At 62.5% G+C, this 19190-nt stretch carries 22 protein-coding genes and 1 pseudogene; 9 read left to right on the top strand and 14 right to left on the bottom strand.

The genetic code is table 11. The features are described 5' to 3' along the window. Window positions 1–7 precede the first annotated feature (7 nt). From BLW80_RS13455 to BLW80_RS13445, 3 genes are all read right to left on the bottom strand, one after another. Complete coding sequence (locus BLW80_RS13455) at window positions 8–1480, bottom strand: amidase (RefSeq protein WP_093758358.1); 1473 nt, start codon at window positions 1478–1480, stop codon at window positions 8–10. 240 nt (window positions 1481–1720) lie between these two features. Then, window positions 1721–2977 (bottom strand): amidohydrolase family protein, encoded by a 1257-nt coding sequence (locus tag BLW80_RS13450; RefSeq protein WP_093758357.1) that lies wholly within the window; start codon window positions 2975–2977, stop codon window positions 1721–1723. A gap of 220 nt (window positions 2978–3197) precedes the next feature. Beyond that, the gene (locus tag BLW80_RS13445; RefSeq protein WP_093759070.1) at window positions 3198–3557 is read right to left on the bottom strand and encodes a hypothetical protein; all 360 of its coding nucleotides are present in this window, start codon (window positions 3555–3557) and stop codon (window positions 3198–3200) included. Between the two features lie 188 nt (window positions 3558–3745). Between BLW80_RS13445 and BLW80_RS13440 the strand changes: the two genes are divergently transcribed. Further along, complete coding sequence (locus tag BLW80_RS13440) at window positions 3746–4006, top strand: DUF4160 domain-containing protein (RefSeq protein ID WP_093759069.1); 261 nt, start codon at window positions 3746–3748, stop codon at window positions 4004–4006. After that, a complete protein-coding gene (locus BLW80_RS13435; RefSeq protein WP_093758356.1) occupies window positions 3972–4220 on the top strand; it encodes a DUF2442 domain-containing protein in 249 nt (82 codons plus the stop codon). The genes BLW80_RS13440 and BLW80_RS13435 overlap by 35 nt, the downstream gene beginning before the upstream one ends. Here the strand turns inward: BLW80_RS13435 and BLW80_RS13430 are convergent. The 4 genes and pseudogenes from BLW80_RS13430 to BLW80_RS13415 all read right to left on the bottom strand — a co-directional run. Beyond that, window positions 4217–4366: pseudogene (locus BLW80_RS13430) on the bottom strand (cupin domain-containing protein); the annotation flags it as partial. The gene BLW80_RS13435 and the pseudogene BLW80_RS13430 overlap by 4 nt on opposite strands. Window positions 4367–4451: 85 nt before the next feature. After that, window positions 4452–4952, bottom strand: coding sequence for a hypothetical protein (locus BLW80_RS13425; RefSeq protein ID WP_244528216.1), 501 nt, complete (start codon window positions 4950–4952; stop codon window positions 4452–4454). A 54-nt stretch (window positions 4953–5006) separates the two neighbouring features. Next, on the bottom strand, window positions 5007–6218 hold the full coding sequence (locus BLW80_RS13420; protein WP_093759068.1) for a patatin-like phospholipase family protein: 1212 nt from the start codon (window positions 6216–6218) through the stop codon (window positions 5007–5009). A 23-nt stretch (window positions 6219–6241) separates the two neighbouring features. Then, entirely contained in the window at window positions 6242–6520 is a 279-nt protein-coding gene (locus BLW80_RS13415) for a hypothetical protein (RefSeq protein ID WP_231080520.1), read from the bottom strand. Between the two features lie 234 nt (window positions 6521–6754). Here BLW80_RS13415 and BLW80_RS13410 point away from each other — a divergent pair, with 234 nt between their 5' ends. Then, complete coding sequence (locus BLW80_RS13410) at window positions 6755–7381, top strand: TetR/AcrR family transcriptional regulator (protein ID WP_093758354.1); 627 nt, start codon at window positions 6755–6757, stop codon at window positions 7379–7381. A gap of 21 nt (window positions 7382–7402) precedes the next feature. Here BLW80_RS13410 and BLW80_RS13405 read toward each other — a convergent pair whose 3' ends face one another. Then, a complete protein-coding gene (locus BLW80_RS13405; protein ID WP_093758353.1) occupies window positions 7403–7951 on the bottom strand; it encodes a cupin domain-containing protein in 549 nt (182 codons plus the stop codon). Between the two features lie 147 nt (window positions 7952–8098). Between BLW80_RS13405 and aptA the strand changes: the two genes are divergently transcribed. Further along, complete coding sequence (gene aptA / locus BLW80_RS13400; RefSeq protein ID WP_244528215.1) at window positions 8099–9430, top strand: omega-aminotransferase AptA; 1332 nt, start codon at window positions 8099–8101, stop codon at window positions 9428–9430. 84 nt (window positions 9431–9514) lie between these two features. On the opposite strand, the gene BLW80_RS13395 is transcribed toward aptA, so the two are convergent. After that, window positions 9515–9805, bottom strand: coding sequence for a hypothetical protein (locus BLW80_RS13395; RefSeq protein WP_093758352.1), 291 nt, complete (start codon window positions 9803–9805; stop codon window positions 9515–9517). Between the two features lie 220 nt (window positions 9806–10025). After that, window positions 10026–10418 (bottom strand): MerR family transcriptional regulator, encoded by a 393-nt coding sequence (locus BLW80_RS13390; protein ID WP_093758351.1) that lies wholly within the window; start codon window positions 10416–10418, stop codon window positions 10026–10028. A 61-nt stretch (window positions 10419–10479) separates the two neighbouring features. Here BLW80_RS13390 and BLW80_RS13385 point away from each other — a divergent pair, with 61 nt between their 5' ends. Together BLW80_RS13385 and BLW80_RS13375 are read left to right on the top strand one after the other, a co-directional pair. Beyond that, window positions 10480–11229, top strand: coding sequence for a cation efflux transmembrane domain-containing protein (locus BLW80_RS13385; RefSeq protein WP_089264018.1), 750 nt, complete (start codon window positions 10480–10482; stop codon window positions 11227–11229). 825 nt (window positions 11230–12054) lie between these two features. Further along, window positions 12055–13038 (top strand): Bug family tripartite tricarboxylate transporter substrate binding protein, encoded by a 984-nt coding sequence (locus BLW80_RS13375; protein WP_244528214.1) that lies wholly within the window; start codon window positions 12055–12057, stop codon window positions 13036–13038. 204 nt (window positions 13039–13242) lie between these two features. Here the strand turns inward: BLW80_RS13375 and BLW80_RS13370 are convergent, their stop codons facing one another. After that, window positions 13243–14226, bottom strand: coding sequence for a zinc-binding metallopeptidase family protein (locus BLW80_RS13370; protein ID WP_093758349.1), 984 nt, complete (start codon window positions 14224–14226; stop codon window positions 13243–13245). A 178-nt stretch (window positions 14227–14404) separates the two neighbouring features. Between BLW80_RS13370 and blaBJP the strand changes: the two genes are divergently transcribed. Both blaBJP and BLW80_RS13360 read left to right on the top strand, forming a co-directional pair. Continuing rightward, entirely contained in the window at window positions 14405–15292 is an 888-nt protein-coding gene (gene blaBJP, locus BLW80_RS13365) for a BJP family subclass B3 metallo-beta-lactamase (protein ID WP_093758348.1), read from the top strand. Between the two features lie 96 nt (window positions 15293–15388). Beyond that, window positions 15389–15793: a GFA family protein gene (locus BLW80_RS13360; protein WP_093758347.1), complete on the top strand. Its 405-nt coding sequence runs from the start codon at window positions 15389–15391 to the stop codon at window positions 15791–15793. A 19-nt stretch (window positions 15794–15812) separates the two neighbouring features. Here BLW80_RS13360 and BLW80_RS13355 read toward each other — a convergent pair whose 3' ends face one another. Then, the gene (locus BLW80_RS13355; protein ID WP_093758346.1) at window positions 15813–17060 is read right to left on the bottom strand and encodes an MFS transporter; all 1248 of its coding nucleotides are present in this window, start codon (window positions 17058–17060) and stop codon (window positions 15813–15815) included. A 194-nt stretch (window positions 17061–17254) separates the two neighbouring features. Between BLW80_RS13355 and yghU the strand changes: the two genes are divergently transcribed. After that, window positions 17255–18127, top strand: a complete 873-nt coding sequence (gene yghU, locus BLW80_RS13350) for a glutathione-dependent disulfide-bond oxidoreductase (protein WP_093758345.1) — start codon at window positions 17255–17257, stop codon at window positions 18125–18127. 94 nt (window positions 18128–18221) lie between these two features. On the opposite strand, the gene BLW80_RS13345 is transcribed toward yghU, so the two are convergent. After that, window positions 18222–18443: a hypothetical protein gene (locus BLW80_RS13345; RefSeq protein WP_093758344.1), complete on the bottom strand. Its 222-nt coding sequence runs from the start codon at window positions 18441–18443 to the stop codon at window positions 18222–18224. A gap of 84 nt (window positions 18444–18527) precedes the next feature. Then, window positions 18528–18950 (bottom strand): group III truncated hemoglobin, encoded by a 423-nt coding sequence (locus BLW80_RS13340; protein WP_089264012.1) that lies wholly within the window; start codon window positions 18948–18950, stop codon window positions 18528–18530. Window positions 18951–19190: the final 240 nt, after the last annotated feature.

Genomic DNA, 19190 nt, shown 5'->3' with positions numbered 1-19190 from the left:
GACACGCCTATTGCCGGCTGACATGCTTTGCCGGCAGCTTGCCGCCATTCCACTTGCCGTCGATCGCCCGCTCGATCTGCGCGGCCAGTTGCAGCAGCAGGCCGTCATTCGCCTGACGCGTCTGCGCCTGAATGCCGAGCGGCAGTCCGTTCTCCTGCGCCGCCAGCGGCAGCGAGATGCCGGGGATGCCGCACAGATTGGCGAGCGGTGTATAGGCGAAATTCTTCCACAGATTGGCGAACCAGTCATGCACCGACGGATTGGTGCTGGTGGTGAGATATTCCGATGTGCCGACCTTCGGCGTCGGCTTGGCGGTGATCGGCGTCAGGATGATGTCGTAGCGCTCGAAGAACGCGCCGAAAGCGCGCGACGTCGTATTGAACACGGCCTGCATCGCGTTGCGCTCGGTATAGGAGGTGCTCAGTCCGCTCTCCCAGATATTGATGTTGATCGGCTCCAGCAGATCGGTGGTCGGTTTATCCAAACCGAGCCGCGCCAGATGACCGGCGATCACCTGCGCGAAATTGCTGATGTAGCAGGTCGTCTGCGCGGCGAACGCGTTGCGGAAATCCACCTCCGGCAGCGCCCATTCCACGTGATGGCCGAGCCCTTCGAGCATTTTGCCGACACGCTCCAGCTCTGCAACGAAATGCGGCGGCGCCTTGTAGTCGCCCCACTCATGCGACAGCGCGATGCGCAGTCTGCCCGGGTCGTGCTTGATCAGATCGCTATAGGGTTCGACCGGCGACCAGAAAGGCATGAATTCGCCGGGTGCGCCGCCGCGGCAGTTGTCGACGAAGGCTGCGGTGTCGCGCACGCTGCGGCTGACGCAGCCCTGGATCGAGACCAACCCGGAGAGATCCGACAGCGCGGGCGCCAGCGAATAGACGCCGCGCGAGACCTTCAGGCCGATCAGGCCGTTCACACCCGCGGGAATGCGGATCGAACCACCGCCATCCGTGGCATGGGAGATCGGCAGCACGCCGGCCGCGACCATCGCCGCAGAGCCGGCGGAGGAGCCACAGGTGGTGTAGTCGGTGTCCCAGGGATTGCGGGTAACATAGAGCTTGTTCTCGGCAGAACTGCAGACGCCGAATTCCGGCGTGGTGCTGCGGCCAATGATGTTGAGCCCGGCGCCCCGGATCTTGCCGGTCAGGAAGCTGTCCTGCGCGGGGCGATGCCCCTGCATGATCATGGAGCCGAATTCCTGCAGCCGTCCCTTCAGGGTCGGGCCGAGATCCTTCATCAGGTACGGAACGCCAGCGAACGCGCCCTCGGCATTCATACCGTCCTTGGCAGGATCGGCGACGACGTCGTCGAACACTTCGACGACGGCATCGAGCGCGGGATTGGTGCTGGCGATGCCGGCCGCGGCCTGCGCCGCCAGATCGGCCGGCGTCAGGTCGCCCTTGCGCACGCGCGCGGCCAGCGCCACGGCGTCGTGTTTGGCCCATTCGTCCCAGCTCATCGCCAATGTCATGTCGCACGTCCAATTCGAGATTCGGTTGGTGCGAGCCTAGACCGGATGGCGGTTTTCTCGAAAGCCGTGGCAGGTGCCCTGAGCGCGCGGCAGACGCAGGGCAGACCAGCGTGCGGAATGGCGATTGCCGCCACCCGCCACCGGCGGCGAATTCCGACCGAATGTCGCCCTGCGGCACCATAGCCGGGCCGCCGGCGCCCCGGGTACCGCTTCGCTCACCCGGGCACCGCGCCGCTCTCGTCAGTTTGCCGAGAACGGCAGAGAATACGGCCGTCCGAACGGGACCCCGCCGCGCACGGTCTGGATCGCCTTCAGATAGGCCTTACCGGTGCGGGGCTTGTTCGAGGTGTCGAGCAGTTCGACCGGGCCTTCGACGAGTTCGAGAATGGCCACGTCCGCGGGCGCACCGACCTGCAGCGTGCCGAGCTTGGGCACACGGTTGATGACATTGGCCGGCTTGATCGTGGCGGCCGCGATCACCTGATCGAGCGAGAAACCGAGCGCGAGAAACTTGCTGAGCACCCAGGGCAGATACGGCCGGCTCGGTGTGTTCGCCGCGGCCACATGGACGTCGCTGGAAATCGTATCGAACAGCAGCCCCTGCTGGATCGCCTCCTCGGCAATGTCATAGTCGAAGCTGCCGGCGCCATGACCGACATCGATGATGACGCCGCGCTTCTTCGCCTCCAGCAGCGCCGGAAGCACCTTGCCGTTCTGCACCGTGTTGTTGCCGAGCGCGCTGTAGGGATGCGTGAGGATATCGCCGGGACGCAACGTATCGACGAGCACCGACAGATCGCCCGGTGCATTGCCGATGTGGCACATCACCCGCCCCTTGGTGCCCGAGCGTTCGACGGCCAGAATGGCGCGTTTCAGCGGTTCGATGCCGTTATTGCCGACGAATGCCAGCGTCTCGCGCACCTTGGCGCCGAGCACGAGATCGGGATTTTCCGCAATCGTGCGCGCCGCGGCATCGACATTGGCGTAATCGATATTCAGCAACTCGCCGACGGGAAAGCCCGCAAGGCCGATGGTCGAGATGTGAACGAAGGCAAACAGCCGGCTGCGCGAATGCCCGACGACATCGCGCTTGAATCCGGCAAAGGTGTTGGCGCCGGCATCTCCGGCACTGACATAGGTCGTCGTCGCCGAGAACGGCACAAGCTCGTCGGGCGGAATGCCGATCGCCGACCCATAGGGATAGACATGGGTGTGAAGATCGACGAGGCCGGGCGTCACCAGTTTGCCTTTGGCATCGATGCTTTGTTTGGCCCGCTCCGCAGGAATGCTCGGCTCGACGGCGGCGACCTGCCCGAACTTGATGCCGATATCGCGAATGCCGCGCAGATTCTGGCTGGGGTCGATGACCTCGCCGCCCCGGATTACGAGATCGAAATTCTCGGTGGGCTGCTGGCCGAACGTCCCCCCGGATGCGCCAAGCGACCCAAGCATGGCCGCGCCACCTGCCAACACGTCACGTCGTGAAATCTTAGCCACTGATATCTCCGCCCCTGAACCAAAGTCCTGTCAGGCGAAGATAGTGGTCGGAACTCGAAATGTGTTTTCGTTGATTTTGCTTTCACGGCGCTTTTGAACTCCGCCGCGATCAAACAGGAGCAACAGATAGTCGCTGCGATGATTTAATGAGGGTCGCGACAATGTCGACCGAAAGCTTTCACATGAATCCGGCGCTGCGGCATGCGCCGCCTCGCCTCGCCTAGCCGCAATTCCAGATTGGTCCGATCGGGGTTCGCGTCCAGCATGGGCCCATGCTGCCGCCATTGTACTGGCCGCGATAGAAACCGGGCCGGCCGAAATAATACTTCTCGCCATCGGACCAGCGATAATAGACCGGGGTACGGTCGATGTACCAATGGCGCCGATCGCGTTTGGCCATGCGCAGGTCCGCGCGCTTCTGCATGAACAGCGGAACGCTGTTGTTCAGCGGCTGGTGATAGCCGGGCAGGAAACCGTAGCCCTTCCACTGATGTGGCTTCTTCTTCACCGGCGCCCCCAGCGCAGCGGCGGAGGTGAGCGACAGGACGAGAGCAATCGATAGAGACATGAATCGCGACATGCCCGCAGCATAGAGATTTGGCGCGCGGGCGGCCATTCAAATTCAGGTGCGCCGCGCTCACGTCGACACAGAGGAATCGTTGTGCCGTCCGTGACCTCGCCGCGCATCAGGAATCCACCCTAGGTTGCACTTCACGTGATCCGGGCTACACTCACGGAACATCACGCGAAAGCCATGCGGAGGTGATCTTGCCCGTCGTATTTCGCTCCGGCGGCTTGCGCTACTATTTCTACTCAAACGAAGGAAGACCGCCCGAGCCGCCGCACATCCACATCAGGGGCAACGGCTGCGACGCCAAGGTCTGGATCGCGCCAGACATCCAGATCGCCGACAGTTACGGCTTCAACCCGCGCGAACTTTCGGCTATTCTGCGCACCGTTGCGAACAATCGCGACCTGATCCTGAAGGCGTGGCATGACCATTTCGGCAACCAGCGTCCGTTTCGATGACGCAAGCATGTGGGTCGAACTGACCGACGGGCGAACGCTCGGCGTTCCCCTCGCTTGGTATCCGCGCCTGCTGAATGCCACGCCCGAGCAGCGCAATCAGGTCGAGATCGGCCGCCACGGTCTGCATTGGGAAGCCCTTGACGAGGATATTTCAATCGCCGGCTTGATCGCCGGTCGTGGTGACCTCACGCATCGCTCGGAGAGCGCAGCTTAGATCATCCAAAACGTCGGCGGCGTGCAGACGCTGATCAGCTCGCAGGATTTCGCGCCGACGCAGCGAAAGCGATGCGGGCGTCGGCTTTAGAAACAACAGGCATCGCCGGAAGCGAGGATGCGTCGTTCTTCGCGGACATTCACCTCCCGCGAGTCATTGGCACTTGCACCCTGCCTCGCCCCGCAACGTGCCCCTGTGAAACACCTGCGATCGCTGCGACGCGATCCCCGATCAGTTTCTGCTCATATTGATGGTGACGTTCCGGATGTCGCCTTCGGACGATATCGAGAAAGACTGCTTGTTGCCGCGCGTCGAGAGCGACAGGCTGGCCGAGAAGCCCGGCGCATCGATGACGGCCGAGATGAGGCCGCCGGACTCCCTGCCTGCGATGCTTCCGCTGATTCCGCGACTGGTTTCGCTCCATGTTCCGGCGATGGTGCCATCCTGGCTGACCACGTCGCTGTTGAGATCGAAGCGGTAGCTGTCGCTCGCGCAACGCAAGCTCTGCAGGAGCCGCCTTTCGCCATTGCTGACCTGGTATGTCGCCTTGCAGCGAAGCCGCTCCTTCGATCCGTCGGACAGCGAGATCGCTCCCGCGCCTGCCCAGGATCCGGTAAGGCCCGTGAACGGCAACGACTGCGCCGCCGCCGAACCCGAGGCGGCGACGAGCAGGATCGACACCAGCGCAATTCGACGGGGCGAAACGATCTTGCGAAGCATGGAAAGTCTCATGAGGTCACTCCTGTTTCAGCACGCATGTGCCGGGTTTGAACGTCGCATCGCGCATCAGTTGCCGCTTGCGACTTGCCGCGTGATTGCTGTGTGTGACGCCGCCACGGAATCCTGATCGTCGGAGGGCGGCGATTTCGACCACAGACGGTTGCCCCGCGCCCTCTCATAACCGTACTGGAACAGCGCGCGCATATAGGCGGTGTCGAAGCCTGACATCGGCGATGGCGGTCGATCGCCCTCGATATAGGTCAGATTGAATCCGAACTTGTTGCGGCGGGCGAAGGCATAGGTGTTGTAAAGGATGGAGCGTGTCTGAATCTTCGTCACGGTCGATGACGCCCGCGCAGCGATTTCGATGGTGGAATTGGGAATGACCTGAAATTCCCGTTCGATCTTGTTGTTGATCAGGACGTAGAGTTGCAGCTTCTCTGCTTTGGCGAATGTGGCGTCGCGCAGCAGGAAGGCCTCCGGCAATGTCAGGACAGGCGCGGTGACGCCGCCATCGACATGCATCTCCTCGAAGCGCTTGCCGTTCGCCTCCGCGGTCACCAGCATCGGCGGAAACACCACGGGCAGACTCGCCGAAGCCGCGACAACATCCCGGAACAGGTTCAGTGCTTCGGGCGTACGCAGCGAAGCGATCCGTCCCATGTCCCAGATGGCGGTCCGCTGGGAGTCCAGGTTGGTCGTGACGACGAACAGCATCCGCCCCTTCGCGTGTTCGGCTGCGACAGCCGCGACGAAGGTCTCGTCGATATACTTCGCCACCAGCTCGCGTAGCCGCGTGTTGCCGAACAGGCCCGAACCGAAGATCGCATTGAACGGATTGGGTGCATCGAGCAGGCTCGCGGCAACGCCGCTGGTGTAGACGTCACGCAAGGTCGCGTCATAGTCGGGACCGAGAAACGCGAAGGGCGCGATCAGTGCGCCGGTGCTCACACCGGAGACCATCGAGAATGACGGGCGCGTCCCTGCCTCGGTCCAGCCATTCAGCACGCCGGCGCCATAGGCGCCGTCCGCCCCGCCTCCGGACAGCGCCAGATAGGTTCGAGGCCCCCGCAACACGACCTGGTTCTGACCGCTTCGGAACGTCGAGGCCGGTTCGTCCGCATAACGGCGCAGGTCCGTAAGATCGAGGACGCGCGCACTGGATGCATCCGCGGCGCTATGCGGCGTCCGTGGCAGTGACGAACATCCGGCGACCAGAAGGCCCAGCGCCGCAACGACAGGCAACGAAACCGACGGCCGCCAACGGCGGCCACGCATGACATGTTCGGTCAGGAGAGCGCTCACGGGTTCGACGCCCCGTCCATAGAACCGCGTCGCTGGGCGACCTGAAGGGATGCCGCCGCGGGTTGAGCGACGAGTTCGAGGTAGTCCCGGTGGATCGCCTGGACGGTCGTGCGCTCGTCGAACTTGACCCGCCAACTGCTCGGCGAGCCGCGGCCCACGATGACTCCCTGGCGATCGCCGTATTTGGGATGCCGCTCACGACCGAGAACGCTCATCCGAACACGGGCACCGCGGAACAGCCGCGGCGGCGATGCGTCACTATCCGCATTCATCATGCAGCCCTCGCCCGGTCGGGCGCCTGATGGGCAATCAGTGTCGCTTTCGCTGTGGCCACGGTTTCGATCAGCTTGCGTCGCCGATCTGCGGTGCCGGCCGCATCGGCTGGCAACGGAGGCATCATTTTGAAAACGTTATGCATTTGACCGCGCATTAAGTGAGCAATCACTCACTATTATTGACTGACTCAAAAGTCAATAGCAGCCATGTCACGGATCGGTTATCCTAATCCCATGAGTGCTGAGCTGAAGAAGCGCGCCCGACGAAAGGCGGAACGACCGATCGAGATCCTCGACGCAGCCTTCGAGGAATTCGCCAAAAACGGCTATGCGGCGACCCGGCTGGAGGATGTCGCCGCCCGCGCGTCCGTCACCAAGGGCACGATCTATTTCTACTTCGAAACCAAGGAGCGCGTGTTCGACGAGATGATCCGATACAAGTCCCAGGCGTTCTTTCCCGAACTGGAAAGCTATGCCGGGACACTGGAAGGATCATACAACGCACGCCTGCGTGCGCTCATGGTCTTCGTGTATCGCAAGATTGCCGAGGACAGACCTTTCCGCGAAACACTCCGCTTCCTGATCGCCGACGGCTCCCGCTTCCCCGACCTCGTGGACCGGCACTATGACGAGTTCATGCGGCCGGTCATCGACCAGTTCCGAATGGTGATCGAAGCGGGAGTCGCGGCTGGCGAATTCCGCCCGTCGCAGGCAAGCACATTCACCGAAATCGTGATGAGCCCGGCGCTGCTGTTGACCGTGTGGTCACTGCTGTTTGGAACGCGAAGGCAGATCGACGTCGCGGTCTTCACCGATGCCAGTATCGACCTACTGATGCGAGGAATCGATACGTCCCGTTAGCCCGGGCGTGAGCTGAGGTCCTCAAAACGTCGGCGGCGTGCACGCACTGATCACTTCGCAGGGTTTCGCGCCGACGCAGCGGAAGCGATGCGGACGGCGGCTTTCGAAATAATAGGCATCGCCGGGATCGAGGATGCGGCGCTCCTCGTCGACGGTCACTTCGAGCCGGCCTGACACCACGATGCCGCCCTCCTCGCCGTCATGCACCAGCGGCACCCGGCCGGTGTCGCTGCCCGGCTCGTAGCGCTCCTTCAGGATCTGCAGGCTACGGCCGAACAGATTGTCGCCAACCTGGCGATAGGAGATTGGCGTCTTGCCGATTTCGGTCAGCTCATCCGAGCGGTAGAATGCCTTGCGCGGCCGGTCCGGCTCGATGGCGAAGAAGTCGGCGAGCCCCATCGGAATGCCATCGAGAATACGCTTGAGCGCGCCGACCGACGGGTTCATCTGGTTGGACTCGATCAGCGAGATCGTCGAATTGGTCACGCCCGCGCGCTTGGCCAGTTCACGCTGCGACAGCTTGTGACGTCCACGCACGAAGCGCAGCCGTTCGCCTAGATCGATACTCACGCCAAATCCCTGTTGCGAGTGTTTCGGATCGAACAAATATGACCCGGCCCATTCAATAAAATCAACAGGTTAATCAGATCGAGAAAAGGACTTGTTGCATTCGGGCGAACATGATCCAGATGCTGAATCAGCCAAGGGAGCCGCGCCGTGACCGTTCATCAGATTCCGAACACGCTACAACTCGAGTCGTTCTGGATGCCGTTCACGGCCAACCGCCAGTTCAAGGCGGCACCGCGCATGTTCGCATCCGCGCAGGGCATGTATTACACCACCGAAGACGGCCGCAAGGTGATCGACGGATCGGCTGGCCTCTGGTGCACCAATGCCGGCCACGGCCGCCGCGAGATCGCCAGCGCCGTTGAGAAGCAGCTTACCACCCTCGACTTCGCCCCCGCGTTCCAGATGGGCCATCCGCTCGCCTTCGAATTCGCCAATCGTCTGGCCGAGATCGCACCCGCCGGCCTCGACCGCATCTTCTTCACCAATTCCGGTTCGGAGTCGGGCGATACCGCGCTGAAGATCGCGCTGGCCTATCATCGCGCCAACGGCCAGGCCTCGCGCACGCGCCTGATCGGCAGGGAACGCGGCTATCACGGCGTCGGCTTCGGCGGCACCTCGGTCGGCGGCATGGTCAATAACCGCCGCGCCTTCTCGTCCGCCCAACTGCCCGGCACCGATCACATCCGCCACACCCACGATCTCGCACGCAACGCATTCTCCAAGGACCTCCCGGAGCACGGCGCCGAACTCGCCGACGACGTTGAGCGACTGGTGGCCCTGCATGGCGCCGACACCATTGCCGCCGTCATCGTCGAGCCGGTGCCCGGTTCGACCGGCGTGCTGCCGCCGCCGAAGGGCTACCTGCAGCGTCTGCGCGAGCTCTGCACCAAGCACGGCATCCTGTTGATCTTCGACGAAGTCATCACCGGTTTCGGCCGTCTCGGCACGCCGTTCGCCGCAAATTATTTCGGCGTGACGCCGGACCTGATGACCACCGCGAAAGGCATCACCAACGGCACCGTGCCCTGCGGCGCCGTGTTCGCCAGCCGCAAGATCTATGACGGGCTGATGACCGGACCGGAAAGCCAGATCGAGCTGTTCCACGGCTACACCTATTCGGCGCATCCGGTCGCCTGCGCCGCGGGCATCGCGACGCTGGACATCTACAAGAGCGAGGGACTGCTGACGCGCGGTGCCTCGCTGTCCGACTACTGGCGCGATAGCCTGCACGCGCTCCGCGACCTGCCCAATGTCATCGACATCCGCAATTGCGGCCTGATGGGCGCCGTCGAACTTGCGCCCCGCAAGGATGCACCGGCTGCGCGCGGCTATGACGTCATGGTCGACTGCTTCAACCGCGGCCTCTATCTGCGCCAGAGCGGCGACGCCTTCGCGATGTCGCCGCCCCTCATCGTCGAGAAGAACCAGATCGACGAGATCGTTTCGATCCTGAGCGACGCCATCAAGCGCGTCGCCTGAGTCCACACACCGTCTGATCCAACAAGGCCCGGATGAAGCGCCTGCTCCATCCGGGCCTTTGTTGTTTAAGAGATCCGGTTGCGATCAACTCGCGCTGCCATGCGCCCGCGCGCACATCCGTGTCACATGATCCGCGCTCATCACCGGCGTCGGCGCAACGGTGTCGCTCGAACCTGTGCTGGTCGTCCATGAGAGACCGCCGAGCGACGCCATGACAGGCGCTATGGCAAAGCGCGACATCATCGCGACATTCACCATCGCCGGCACGTCGACGCGGGGATGGCTGACGATCGCGTCCACGATCAGGCCGAAGGCGGCCAGTCCCAGTGTTCGCTTGCGAGATCTGATTGAGGTCTTGCGGAATTGGATCGGCATCGCGGGCTCATGGGCTTGAGGATGCGCACGCACCGGAGTCGGAGTGCGCCGACGCGTCGACGTCGCGCGCCATTTTAGCGATCAACTGTGACCATCCGGTCTGATGCCACGAACAACAAAGCTCGCAACCGATCACGTCGCGAAGAGTCGCCCGATATCGGTCATCACATCTTCACGAGGACAAGACCTCGGACGCGACGAGCAACCGCCGGGCTTCGTGTCATCCGGACAGCGTCTCGATCACCCGGCAGTCACTGACCCTGCCATGACTGCACTCTTCCACCATGCGCTTCAATTCTCCGCGTAACGCGGTGAGTTGCGCGATCCGGCGCTCGACGTCCGACAAGTGCCGGCGCGTGATCCGATCGACCTCTGCGCAAGACTGATCGGGTCCCTCGCTCAGGGTCAGCAATTCGGCGATGTCGGCGATCTCGAAGCCGAGCTCGCGTGCGTGCCGGATGAAATTCAGGCGGGCGACATCCTCGGGGCGATAACGGCGCTGCTTTCCCTCCGTCCTTGTGGGCGCGGCCAGCAGACCAATCCCCTCGTAGTAACGGATCGTCGGCACCTTGATGCCCGTCAGACGCGACGCTTCTCCGATTGCGTAATCCATTTTTCTCTTGAACCTCTAGTCGCTAGAGATTGTACGCTTGTCTCATATTGAGAGGAAGCCGATGTCCGACAAGACCTGTTGCACCACCGATACCTGCTGCGAGCCGCCGCCCATCGATTTTTCGAAGGCGAACGCGGAACCTGTCTCCCCGGCGGCCTGTGGGACCGAGGCATGCGGTTGCTCCGGTGGCGTTCCGGTCTTCGACGGCGTCGATCCCCGCTACAAGCGCGTGCTGTGGACGGTCATTGCCATCAACGGCATCATGTTTCTTGTCGAGATGATCGCGGGACAGATCGCGGGGTCGCAGGCGCTGAAAGCGGATGCGCTCGACTTCCTCGGCGATACAGTCACTTACGGGCTGAGCCTCGCGGTCATCGGCACCGGCATCAGGACGCGGGCAACGGCGGCTTTGTTCAAGGGCCTTTCGCTCAGCGTCATGGCTCTGTGGGTGTTCGGTTCGACCGTCTATCACACGCTTATCCTCGGCGTTCCAAGTGCCGAGGTCATGGGCGCGATCGGCTTCCTGGCGCTGGCAGCCAACCTCGCCTCGGTGCTGCTGCTGATGCGTTACAAGGACGGCGATGCCAATGTGCGCTCTGTCTGGCTGTGTTCCCGCAACGACGCCATTGGCAATGTCATTGTCATGTTCGCAGCCCTGGGAGTCTGGGGCTCGTCGAGTGCGTGGCCGGATCTGGCGGTGGCCGCCGTGATGGCCTTCATCTTTCTCTCCTCCTCGGTGCAGATACTCCGTCAGGCCTGGGCTGAATATTCCGAACAGCCCGCGCGCGCCGGTGTTTCAGGGCGTTCCTGAGTCTGACATGCCATCTCTTCATCGCCGGCATCCTCGCTCCGCGGCGACAATTCTGAAAATAATCCTTGACGCCAATCCATTCCAGTATATATTCCCATCCATCCCGCTCCACTTGAGGGAGCGTTACCGGGACGCCGACTGGCGCGGGGCGGGATGTGGCGCCTGCGGGCGGGAGGAAGACGTTTCCTCACGCACTCGGGAGGCCTTGGGTCACCGTCCGGCCCCACTACGGGGGTCTGCCACTCATGCTGGCTGGACGTGGCATTGGTGAACGGCGGGAAACCGTCGGGATCAGCGGAGTGCGGAGCTCTGCGCCTTTGCCCGGAAGAACGGTCCCGGGGACAGAAATCGCCACGGTGGAGCGTCGAAAGGCGTTTCCGCGGCCTCTGTGGTCCGGCGATCCGGACAGCACGCTGCGGCACTGTACCCAAGTCGCGCCTTTCGGCGCTTCATCTCCCTCATTCTTGAGGGAGACCACCGGGACTGCCACTCACGCGCTCAGGCGCGGGCATCGATGGCGTACGCCCATCCCCTCACCTGCATCACAGCAATCAACAAGGTCGTCACGGGAGGTCACATGCTCCTTGGTCACATGCATCCGCGCCTCACATCGACAAATTCCACGCTGCGGCAGCAGACCTTAGCGGCCTTTCGTCTACTTTCCCCGTTACCATGCGATGCGGTAGCCTGCATGCGGGACTCTGCATTCCGCGACATCCGTCACGGCGCAGAACGGGCAGACAACAAGAAGAACGGTCTGCGATCCAGAGCGAGCGCTACGGCGCTCCCGCCGCTCTGGAGCGCGCCGGCAGTCGAGGAAATGAAATGATGAAGAGCTTCGTCCGCGCCGTGAGCGTGATCGCCGTGATGGCCGCCTGCGCCGGCAGCGCCGGAATGGCACAAGCGCAGAGCTGGCCGAACCGGCCGATCCGCATGGTCGTGCCCTACACGCCGGGCGGCTATACCGATCTGATGGCGCGCCTCGTTTCCGAAAAGATGTCGGTGGCGCTGGGCCAGCCGATCGTCATCGAGAACAAGCCGGGCGCGAATGCCGCCATCGGCACCGACGCCGTCGCCAAGGCAGCCCCCGACGGCTACACCTTCGGCACCGTGATCGCGGCGCATTCAGTGAATCCGACGCTCAATCCGAAGCTGCCCTATGATGCGATGAAGGACTTCACTTACGTGTCGCTGACCTCGGTCGCGCCGCTGATTTTGATTGCGACGCCGTCCCTGCCCGCCAAGGACATGAAGGAGTTCATCGCACTCGCCAAGGCGAAGCCCGGCTCGCTCAATTTTGCCTCCAGCGGCATCGGCTCGGCGGCGCATCTGACCATGGAAATGCTGAAAAGCCGCGAAGGCATCAATCTGCAACACATTCCCTACAAGGGCACGTCCGGCGCGCTGCAGGATACGGTCGGCGGCCAGATCAATGTGATGTTCGACGTCATCGGCCCGCTGATGTCGCAGGTGAAGTCCGGCAATGCCAAGGCGCTCGCCGTCGCCGCCAAGGAGCGCGTCCCGGCGGCCGGCGACGTGCCGACCATGGCGGAAGCCGGCGTGCCGGATTTCGTCTCCGGCACCTGGTCCGGCATCATCGCACCCGCTGGCACACCGAAGGAGATCGTCGATCGCGTAGCCGCGGAGGCAAAGAAGGCGCTCACCGATCCCGACCTGAAGAAGAAGCTCGACGATCAGGGTATCGTCCCCATGGGCACCACCCCGGATGAATTCCGCGCCTTCGTCACCGACGAAATCGCGCGCTGGAAGAAGGTGATCACGGACGCCGGCATCAAGATGGAACAGTAAGAGCCAACCTCGTCATTCCGGGATGCGAGCGCCACCTGGCGATCGCGGACCCGGAATCTCAAGATGAGAGTCGCTCCCTCCGCCGCGCTGGATCAAGAGGTGATGAACACATCAAGCTTCCCCGCCACTCCAATTGGAGTGGCTGAGGTTCGCGCCGAACCGCTTCGCGTTTCGCCCCGCCCCGGAATGACAGCGTAAGGCCTTTCAGCTGTCGCTGCGCGTTTTCAGAATCGCCAGATGCACGAAATGCAGCTTTCCCCTCACCGCTTGCGTCAAGTGAAACGGATAAGCGTCGCTCATGCCCATTGAACGATTGAGTTCGTTCATGCTGTAGGAGACAGCATCCCACAGCGACAGCAGCGCTTCGAAGTCACGCTCGAGATAGGGATCGTCCAGCGTATGACGCGAGCGCTCGTCCAGTGACAGCGGCAGCGACGATGCGGTATCCAGCGTCGAGACGATGTGCAGGAAATGCGCAAAGGTCTCGGCCCAGTCTTCCCACGGATGCGATGTCGCATATTCGCTGATGAAGGCGTCGCTATTCCACGAGCGATCGGCGCGATTGTGATAGGCCGCGAGTGCCTCGCCATAGTCGCGCGTTTCATCGCCGAAGATCATCCGGAACGGACCGATGAGCTGCGACTGATCGACCAGCGCTTCCCAGTAGAAATGCCCGACCTCGTGGCGGAAATGCCCGAGCAGCGTTCGATACGGTTCGCGAAACGCCGCGCGCCGCGCCTCGCGCTCGGCATCGTCAGCTTCCGAGAGGTTCATCGTGATCAGCCCCGACAAATGCCCGGTCATGATCGGATGTCCGGCGGTCTCGTCCGAGAGAATGTCGAACGCGATATGCGCGCCGCTCGACACGGCAAGGGGCAGTCTGAGCCGCATCAGGTCATAGGTCAGACGTCGCTTGGCTTGCTCAACCCGCTTCCAGAGCGCGACATTGCGATCGGATACCAGATTGGGAATTGTTCGCGTAAGCCGGCAGGACGGACAGAACGGATCGCTGTCATCCGTGGCCCAGTTACAGGCGATCAGATCGCGATTGGCACAGGACATGGCCGCCGCGGCGCTGACGACATTGGACTGCGCGGTGTCGAAGATCAGCGCCTCGCCGCATTGCACGCAATCGCTCTGCTCGAAGAAGACGCGTGTCTGGCAATTGGGGCAGATCAGTTGTTTCATGGGTGAAGTCTAACCCGAAACGGCCGGGATGGTTCAACGCGCTCACAACATTCGCCGCCCGGCCGTGCCTGTCATGCGCGATGCCGGCATGCAGGAATGGCGCTTGAGCCATCCGCCCAAATCGCGCTTCAATCCTGGCGTTCAAAAGAACCAATAAAAATCGAACCGGGAGGCCATCATGAAGACGCTCGCAGGAGCCATCTGCGCTCTGGCGCTATTTGCAGGCAACGCGCAGGCACAGACCGTCAAGGATTTTCTGGCGCAGGTCATGGTCAAGTGGACCGCCCCCTTCGAGCCTTTTCAATTGATCGACAACATCTATTACGTCGGCACCGATGGCATCGCGGTCTATCTCATCAAGACGTCGGACGGGCTGATCCTGATGGACACGGGCGTCCCGCAATCGACGAGCATGATCAAGGAGCACATCGCAAAGCTCGGTTTCAAGGAAGCCGATATCAAGATCATCCTCAACAGCCATGCCCATTTCGATCACACTGGCGGTTTTGCGGAGATCAAGAAGGACACCGGCGCGCAACTGATCGCAGGCCTACGGGACAAGCCGTTGCTCGAAAGCGGCACCTATCCGGGCGATGAAAAGAACACCGATATCGGCTTCCCGCCGGTCAAGGTGGATCGCACCGTCACCGAAGGCGATAAGGTCACGCTCGGCGGCACCACGCTGACGGCGCATGCAACGCCCGGCCATTCGCCGGGCTGCACGAGCTGGGAAATGACCGTGAAGGACGGCAGCGAGAACCGTGAGGTCCTGTTCTTCTGCAGTGGCACCGTGGCGCTGAACCGGCTTGTCGGCAATCCAACCCATGCCGGCATCGTCGACGATTATCGGTCGACCTATGCCAAGGCCAAGGCCATGAAAATCGACGTGCTGCTCGGACCGCATCCGGAAGTCTATGGCATGCAGGCCAAGCGCGCGGCGATGAAGGACGGCGCGCCGAATCCGTTCGTGAAACAAGGCGAGCTTGCCGCTTACGCTGCAACACTCGAACAGGATTTCGACAAGCAGCTCGCCAAGCAAACGGCTGCGCTGCAAAGCGGCAAATAGCGACTGCCAGCCGCGGCGAGCGATTTGTCGCAAGCCGCGGCAGTTGTCGGCGATTGCGGTCGGCTGGTAGTTTTGCGCATCAGATGAGGTGCGCCCATGGAACTCGCCTGCCCCTGCAACGCCGTGAAGCTCAGGATTTCAGCCGACCCCATCGCCCATTTCTGGTGCCACTGCGCCGACTGCCAAACCGTCCACGGCGCGGCCTATGTGGCCGAGGCCGTCTATCCGGCTGACGGCGTTGAAGTCGTACAAGGCGACACGACGTCGTTCGCACTGAAGACGACCCCGCGCCTCAGCTGCGCAAAGTGTGCCACGCGGCTGATTATCGAGCTCGACGGGATCGGCATGCGCAGCATCAACGGCTATCTGCTCGGGGACGCGTTCAAGCCGAGCCTGCATATCAATTGCAGCGAGGCGATCGCTCCAGTCCGCGACGGCCTGCCACATTACGCGGCCATGCCGGCTGCGTTCGGCGGCGACGACCGAATGGTGGACTGGTAAACAGCCGAGGTTTTCCTCGCTAGGGCAGCGCCAACAGTCCCGCCGCGACGACCATGGTCGCCAGCGCCGACAGCGCCAGCGACCAATGGATCCCGATCATGCTGCCGACGACGCCGACCGAGATGCCGCTGAAGGCGCGCAGACCCAGGCTCGCCATATTGAACAGGCCGATGACGCGACCGCGCTTGTCCAGGGGTGCATCGAGCTGCACGAGGCTTTGCGCCATCGCGTTGAACGACAATTCGAGAAATCCCGCTGCAAACAGGAACACCAGCGCGATGGCGTAATGACCGGTCAGCGCGAAGATCGCCAGCGCGCCGCACCAGAGCAGCGCCAATATGATCGCCGTACGCGGCTTCGGCGCCAGCAATTGCCTGCCCTCCAGCGCCAGGCCGGCAAGCAGGCCACCGGCTGCGTCAGCCGCCAGCAGCATGCTGTAGGACATGCCGGGATCGCCATGGCCGAGATCACTGGCGAAGCCCGGCATCTGTGAACTATAGGCGTTGCCGACGAAGAACGATGCCGCGCCGGCCAGCGCGATCATGGAGACGATCACCGGACGGTGGCGAACGTCGCGCATGGTCTGGACGATGTCCGCAAAGCCCCGCACGGCGCGCTGAGGCGCGGGCGCGCCGGTGCGAAAGCGCGGACCATAGGGCGCATTGATCAGCCACAGCACAAGCGGCAGATAGAAGACGGTGTTGAGCATGATGCCATAGGCCGGACCCAACGCGAGCAGGATCACACCGCCGACCGCTGGGCCAACCATGACACCGAGATAGCGCGCCATCGCGTTCAGACGCACCGCACTCGGCAGGTCGGCGGAACCGACGACATCGTAGAGCAGCATCTGGTTCGGCGTCTGCCAGAGCACGCCGGCACAGCCATGGATCACCAGCAGCACCATGGCCTGCCACATCTGCAGGGTATCGGTGACAAAGAAATAGCCCCAGCCCAGCGATGCCAGAATGAACAGCGCCATGCCGCACTGGATCACGCGCCGCGGGTCGAAACGCTCCGCCAGCGCGCCAGACGTGACTGAGAACAGCAGGAACGGCAGCCAGTGCGAGACGATGGCGAAACCACCCAGCGCGGGCGACTGGAATTTCTGAAACACCACCCAGTAGCTGATCACATGCTCGATATTGTCGGCCATCATGGCCAGCACATAGGTGATGAATTGGGCGCGGAATCCCGGGTGATGGAGCGCCGCGAAGGATCGTTTGGTGGGCGATGCGCCGACGGTCTGCGCTGGGGTGTCGCTCATCGGGAGGGGAATCTTCGGACGGAGGGAAACGCCGCCATCGGCAATTACGGCGCAGACTCGTTACATCGCATGTCTTCGCCCGGCACAAGGCGGCTTCCGGCATAGGACGCCTCGCCATCTTGCATGCAATTGCATTCATCCCTACCTGTCCCCGGCAACCATCAACCCTGCCCCTTTTCCGGAGCCAGCCTGACATGACCGACGCCCCCTACACGCCTCCCAAAGTCTGGACCTGGGACAAGGAAAACGGCGGCAAATTTGCCTCGACCAACCGGCCCATCGCCGGCCCCACCCATGAGAAGGAGCTCCCGGTCGGCAAACATCCGTTCCAGCTCTATTCGCTGGCGACGCCGAATGGCCAGAAGGTCACGATCATGTTCGAGGAACTGCTCGCTGCCGGCCATACAGGCGCGGAATACGATGCATGGCTGATCCGGATCGACGGCAACCAGTTCGGTTCGGGTTTCGTCGATGTGAACCCTAATTCCAAGATTCCAGCTCTGATCGACCGCAGTGGCGACAAGCCGTTTCGCGTGTTCGAATCCGGCGCGATCCTGGTGCATCTCGCCGAGAAATTCGGCGCCTTCCTTCCAAAAGACGGAGCGGAACGGGCCGAAACCCTATCCTGGCTGTTCTGGCAGATGGGTAGCGCGCCGTTCCTCGGCGGCGGCTTCGGGCACTTCTATGCCTATGCGCCCAGCAAGATCGAATATGCCATCGACCGCTACGCCATGGAGACCAAGCGCCAGCTCGACGTGCTCGATCGTCAATTGGCCAACAACGAATTCATCGCCGGCAAGGATTACAGCATCGCCGACATGGCGATCTTCCCCTGGTATGGCGGCCTTGCGGAGAGCGCCATCTACGGCGATGCCGGCACGTTCCTCGATGTGCAGAGCTACAAGAACCTGCAGCGCTGGACCAAGACCATCGCGGCACGACCTGCCGTGAAGCGCGGTCGCATGGTCAATCGCACCTCGGGCGACCCGGCCGGCCAGTTGCGCGAACGCCATGACGCCAGCGACTTCGACACGAAGACTCAGGACAAGCTCGAAGCGAAGAGCTGAGACGAAGACTTCGAGTTGACGTCGCTTCAGCCCGGAATCGAAAAGCCCCGCGCGAGCGGGGCTTTTGCACGTCTGGATGCGTGAGGCAGCAGCCTCAGCCCTTCATGCACTTGTTGACCGATGAGGTCTTGGCGGCGCCGGCCAGTGGCTTGCCCTCGGCGCTCTTGGCGTTGTCCTCGCAGCACTTCTTCATGAAGCTCTTCTTGGCAGCGCCCGCGAGCGGCTTGCCGTCGCCGCTGACGGCGTTGCAGGATTGCGCCATTGCGGGCGCAGCACTGAACAGGCTCAAGAGAACGAGGACAGACAGACGTTTCATGGACCGACTCCCGGTTTGTTGGAGCTGCAGCCTAGCGCAACCACGGGCTCTCGCAAGACCGGCTATGCATCACGTGCCTACCGCTTAAACGCTATGTCGCGGCGCAGCGATTTCGCCGCGCACAGAGGCAACGCCCATCTCGAAACTGTCAGCGATACGGCGCGCGCGGATCATGAAGGCCTCAGTGACCTCAGCCGGAAATATCTCGCGCGCGGTCTGTTCGAACAGCAAAAGCCAGCGATCGAAATGTTCGCCCTTCAGCGGCAGCACGAGATGTGGACGCATCGGGCGGCCATTGTAGCGGCCGGTCTTCAGCATCATCGACGACCAGAAATCGCTGATCTGCGCGATGTGATGATCCCAGTCGGTCACGGCGCTGTTGAAGATCGGCCCCAGCAAATCATCCTCGCGGGCACGGCCGTAAAAGGTCTGCACCAGAAGCGCGATATTTTCTTCATTCAGGGAGGGCTGGAAGCTGGTGAAGCCGATTTCGGAGGTCTGCGTCATGCGCCCTGATGTAGGCGACGGCGGCCAGCTCGGCAACCGCCATCGCCCGAAATCCGTTCTGCAATTGATCCAGCGCAGGCTCAGTTGCGACGACCCGCCGTCTGCGTCCGTTCCATCAGGTCCCCTTCCGAGCGAGCGCCATAAAATGCCTGCAGGAGCATCCCCCGACGCAACTTCCCGGTGTGATGGAGCGGCACCCAGAATTCTTATAGAGCTGCCGAACTCCCCGGAGACCGTCCG

Source organism: Tardiphaga sp. OK245 (genome assembly GCF_900108575.1).
Lineage (GTDB): Bacteria > Pseudomonadota > Alphaproteobacteria > Rhizobiales > Xanthobacteraceae > Tardiphaga > Tardiphaga robiniae.
Note: the sequence above shows the minus strand (reverse complement) of the source record. Positions and strands in the feature narration are given on the sequence as shown.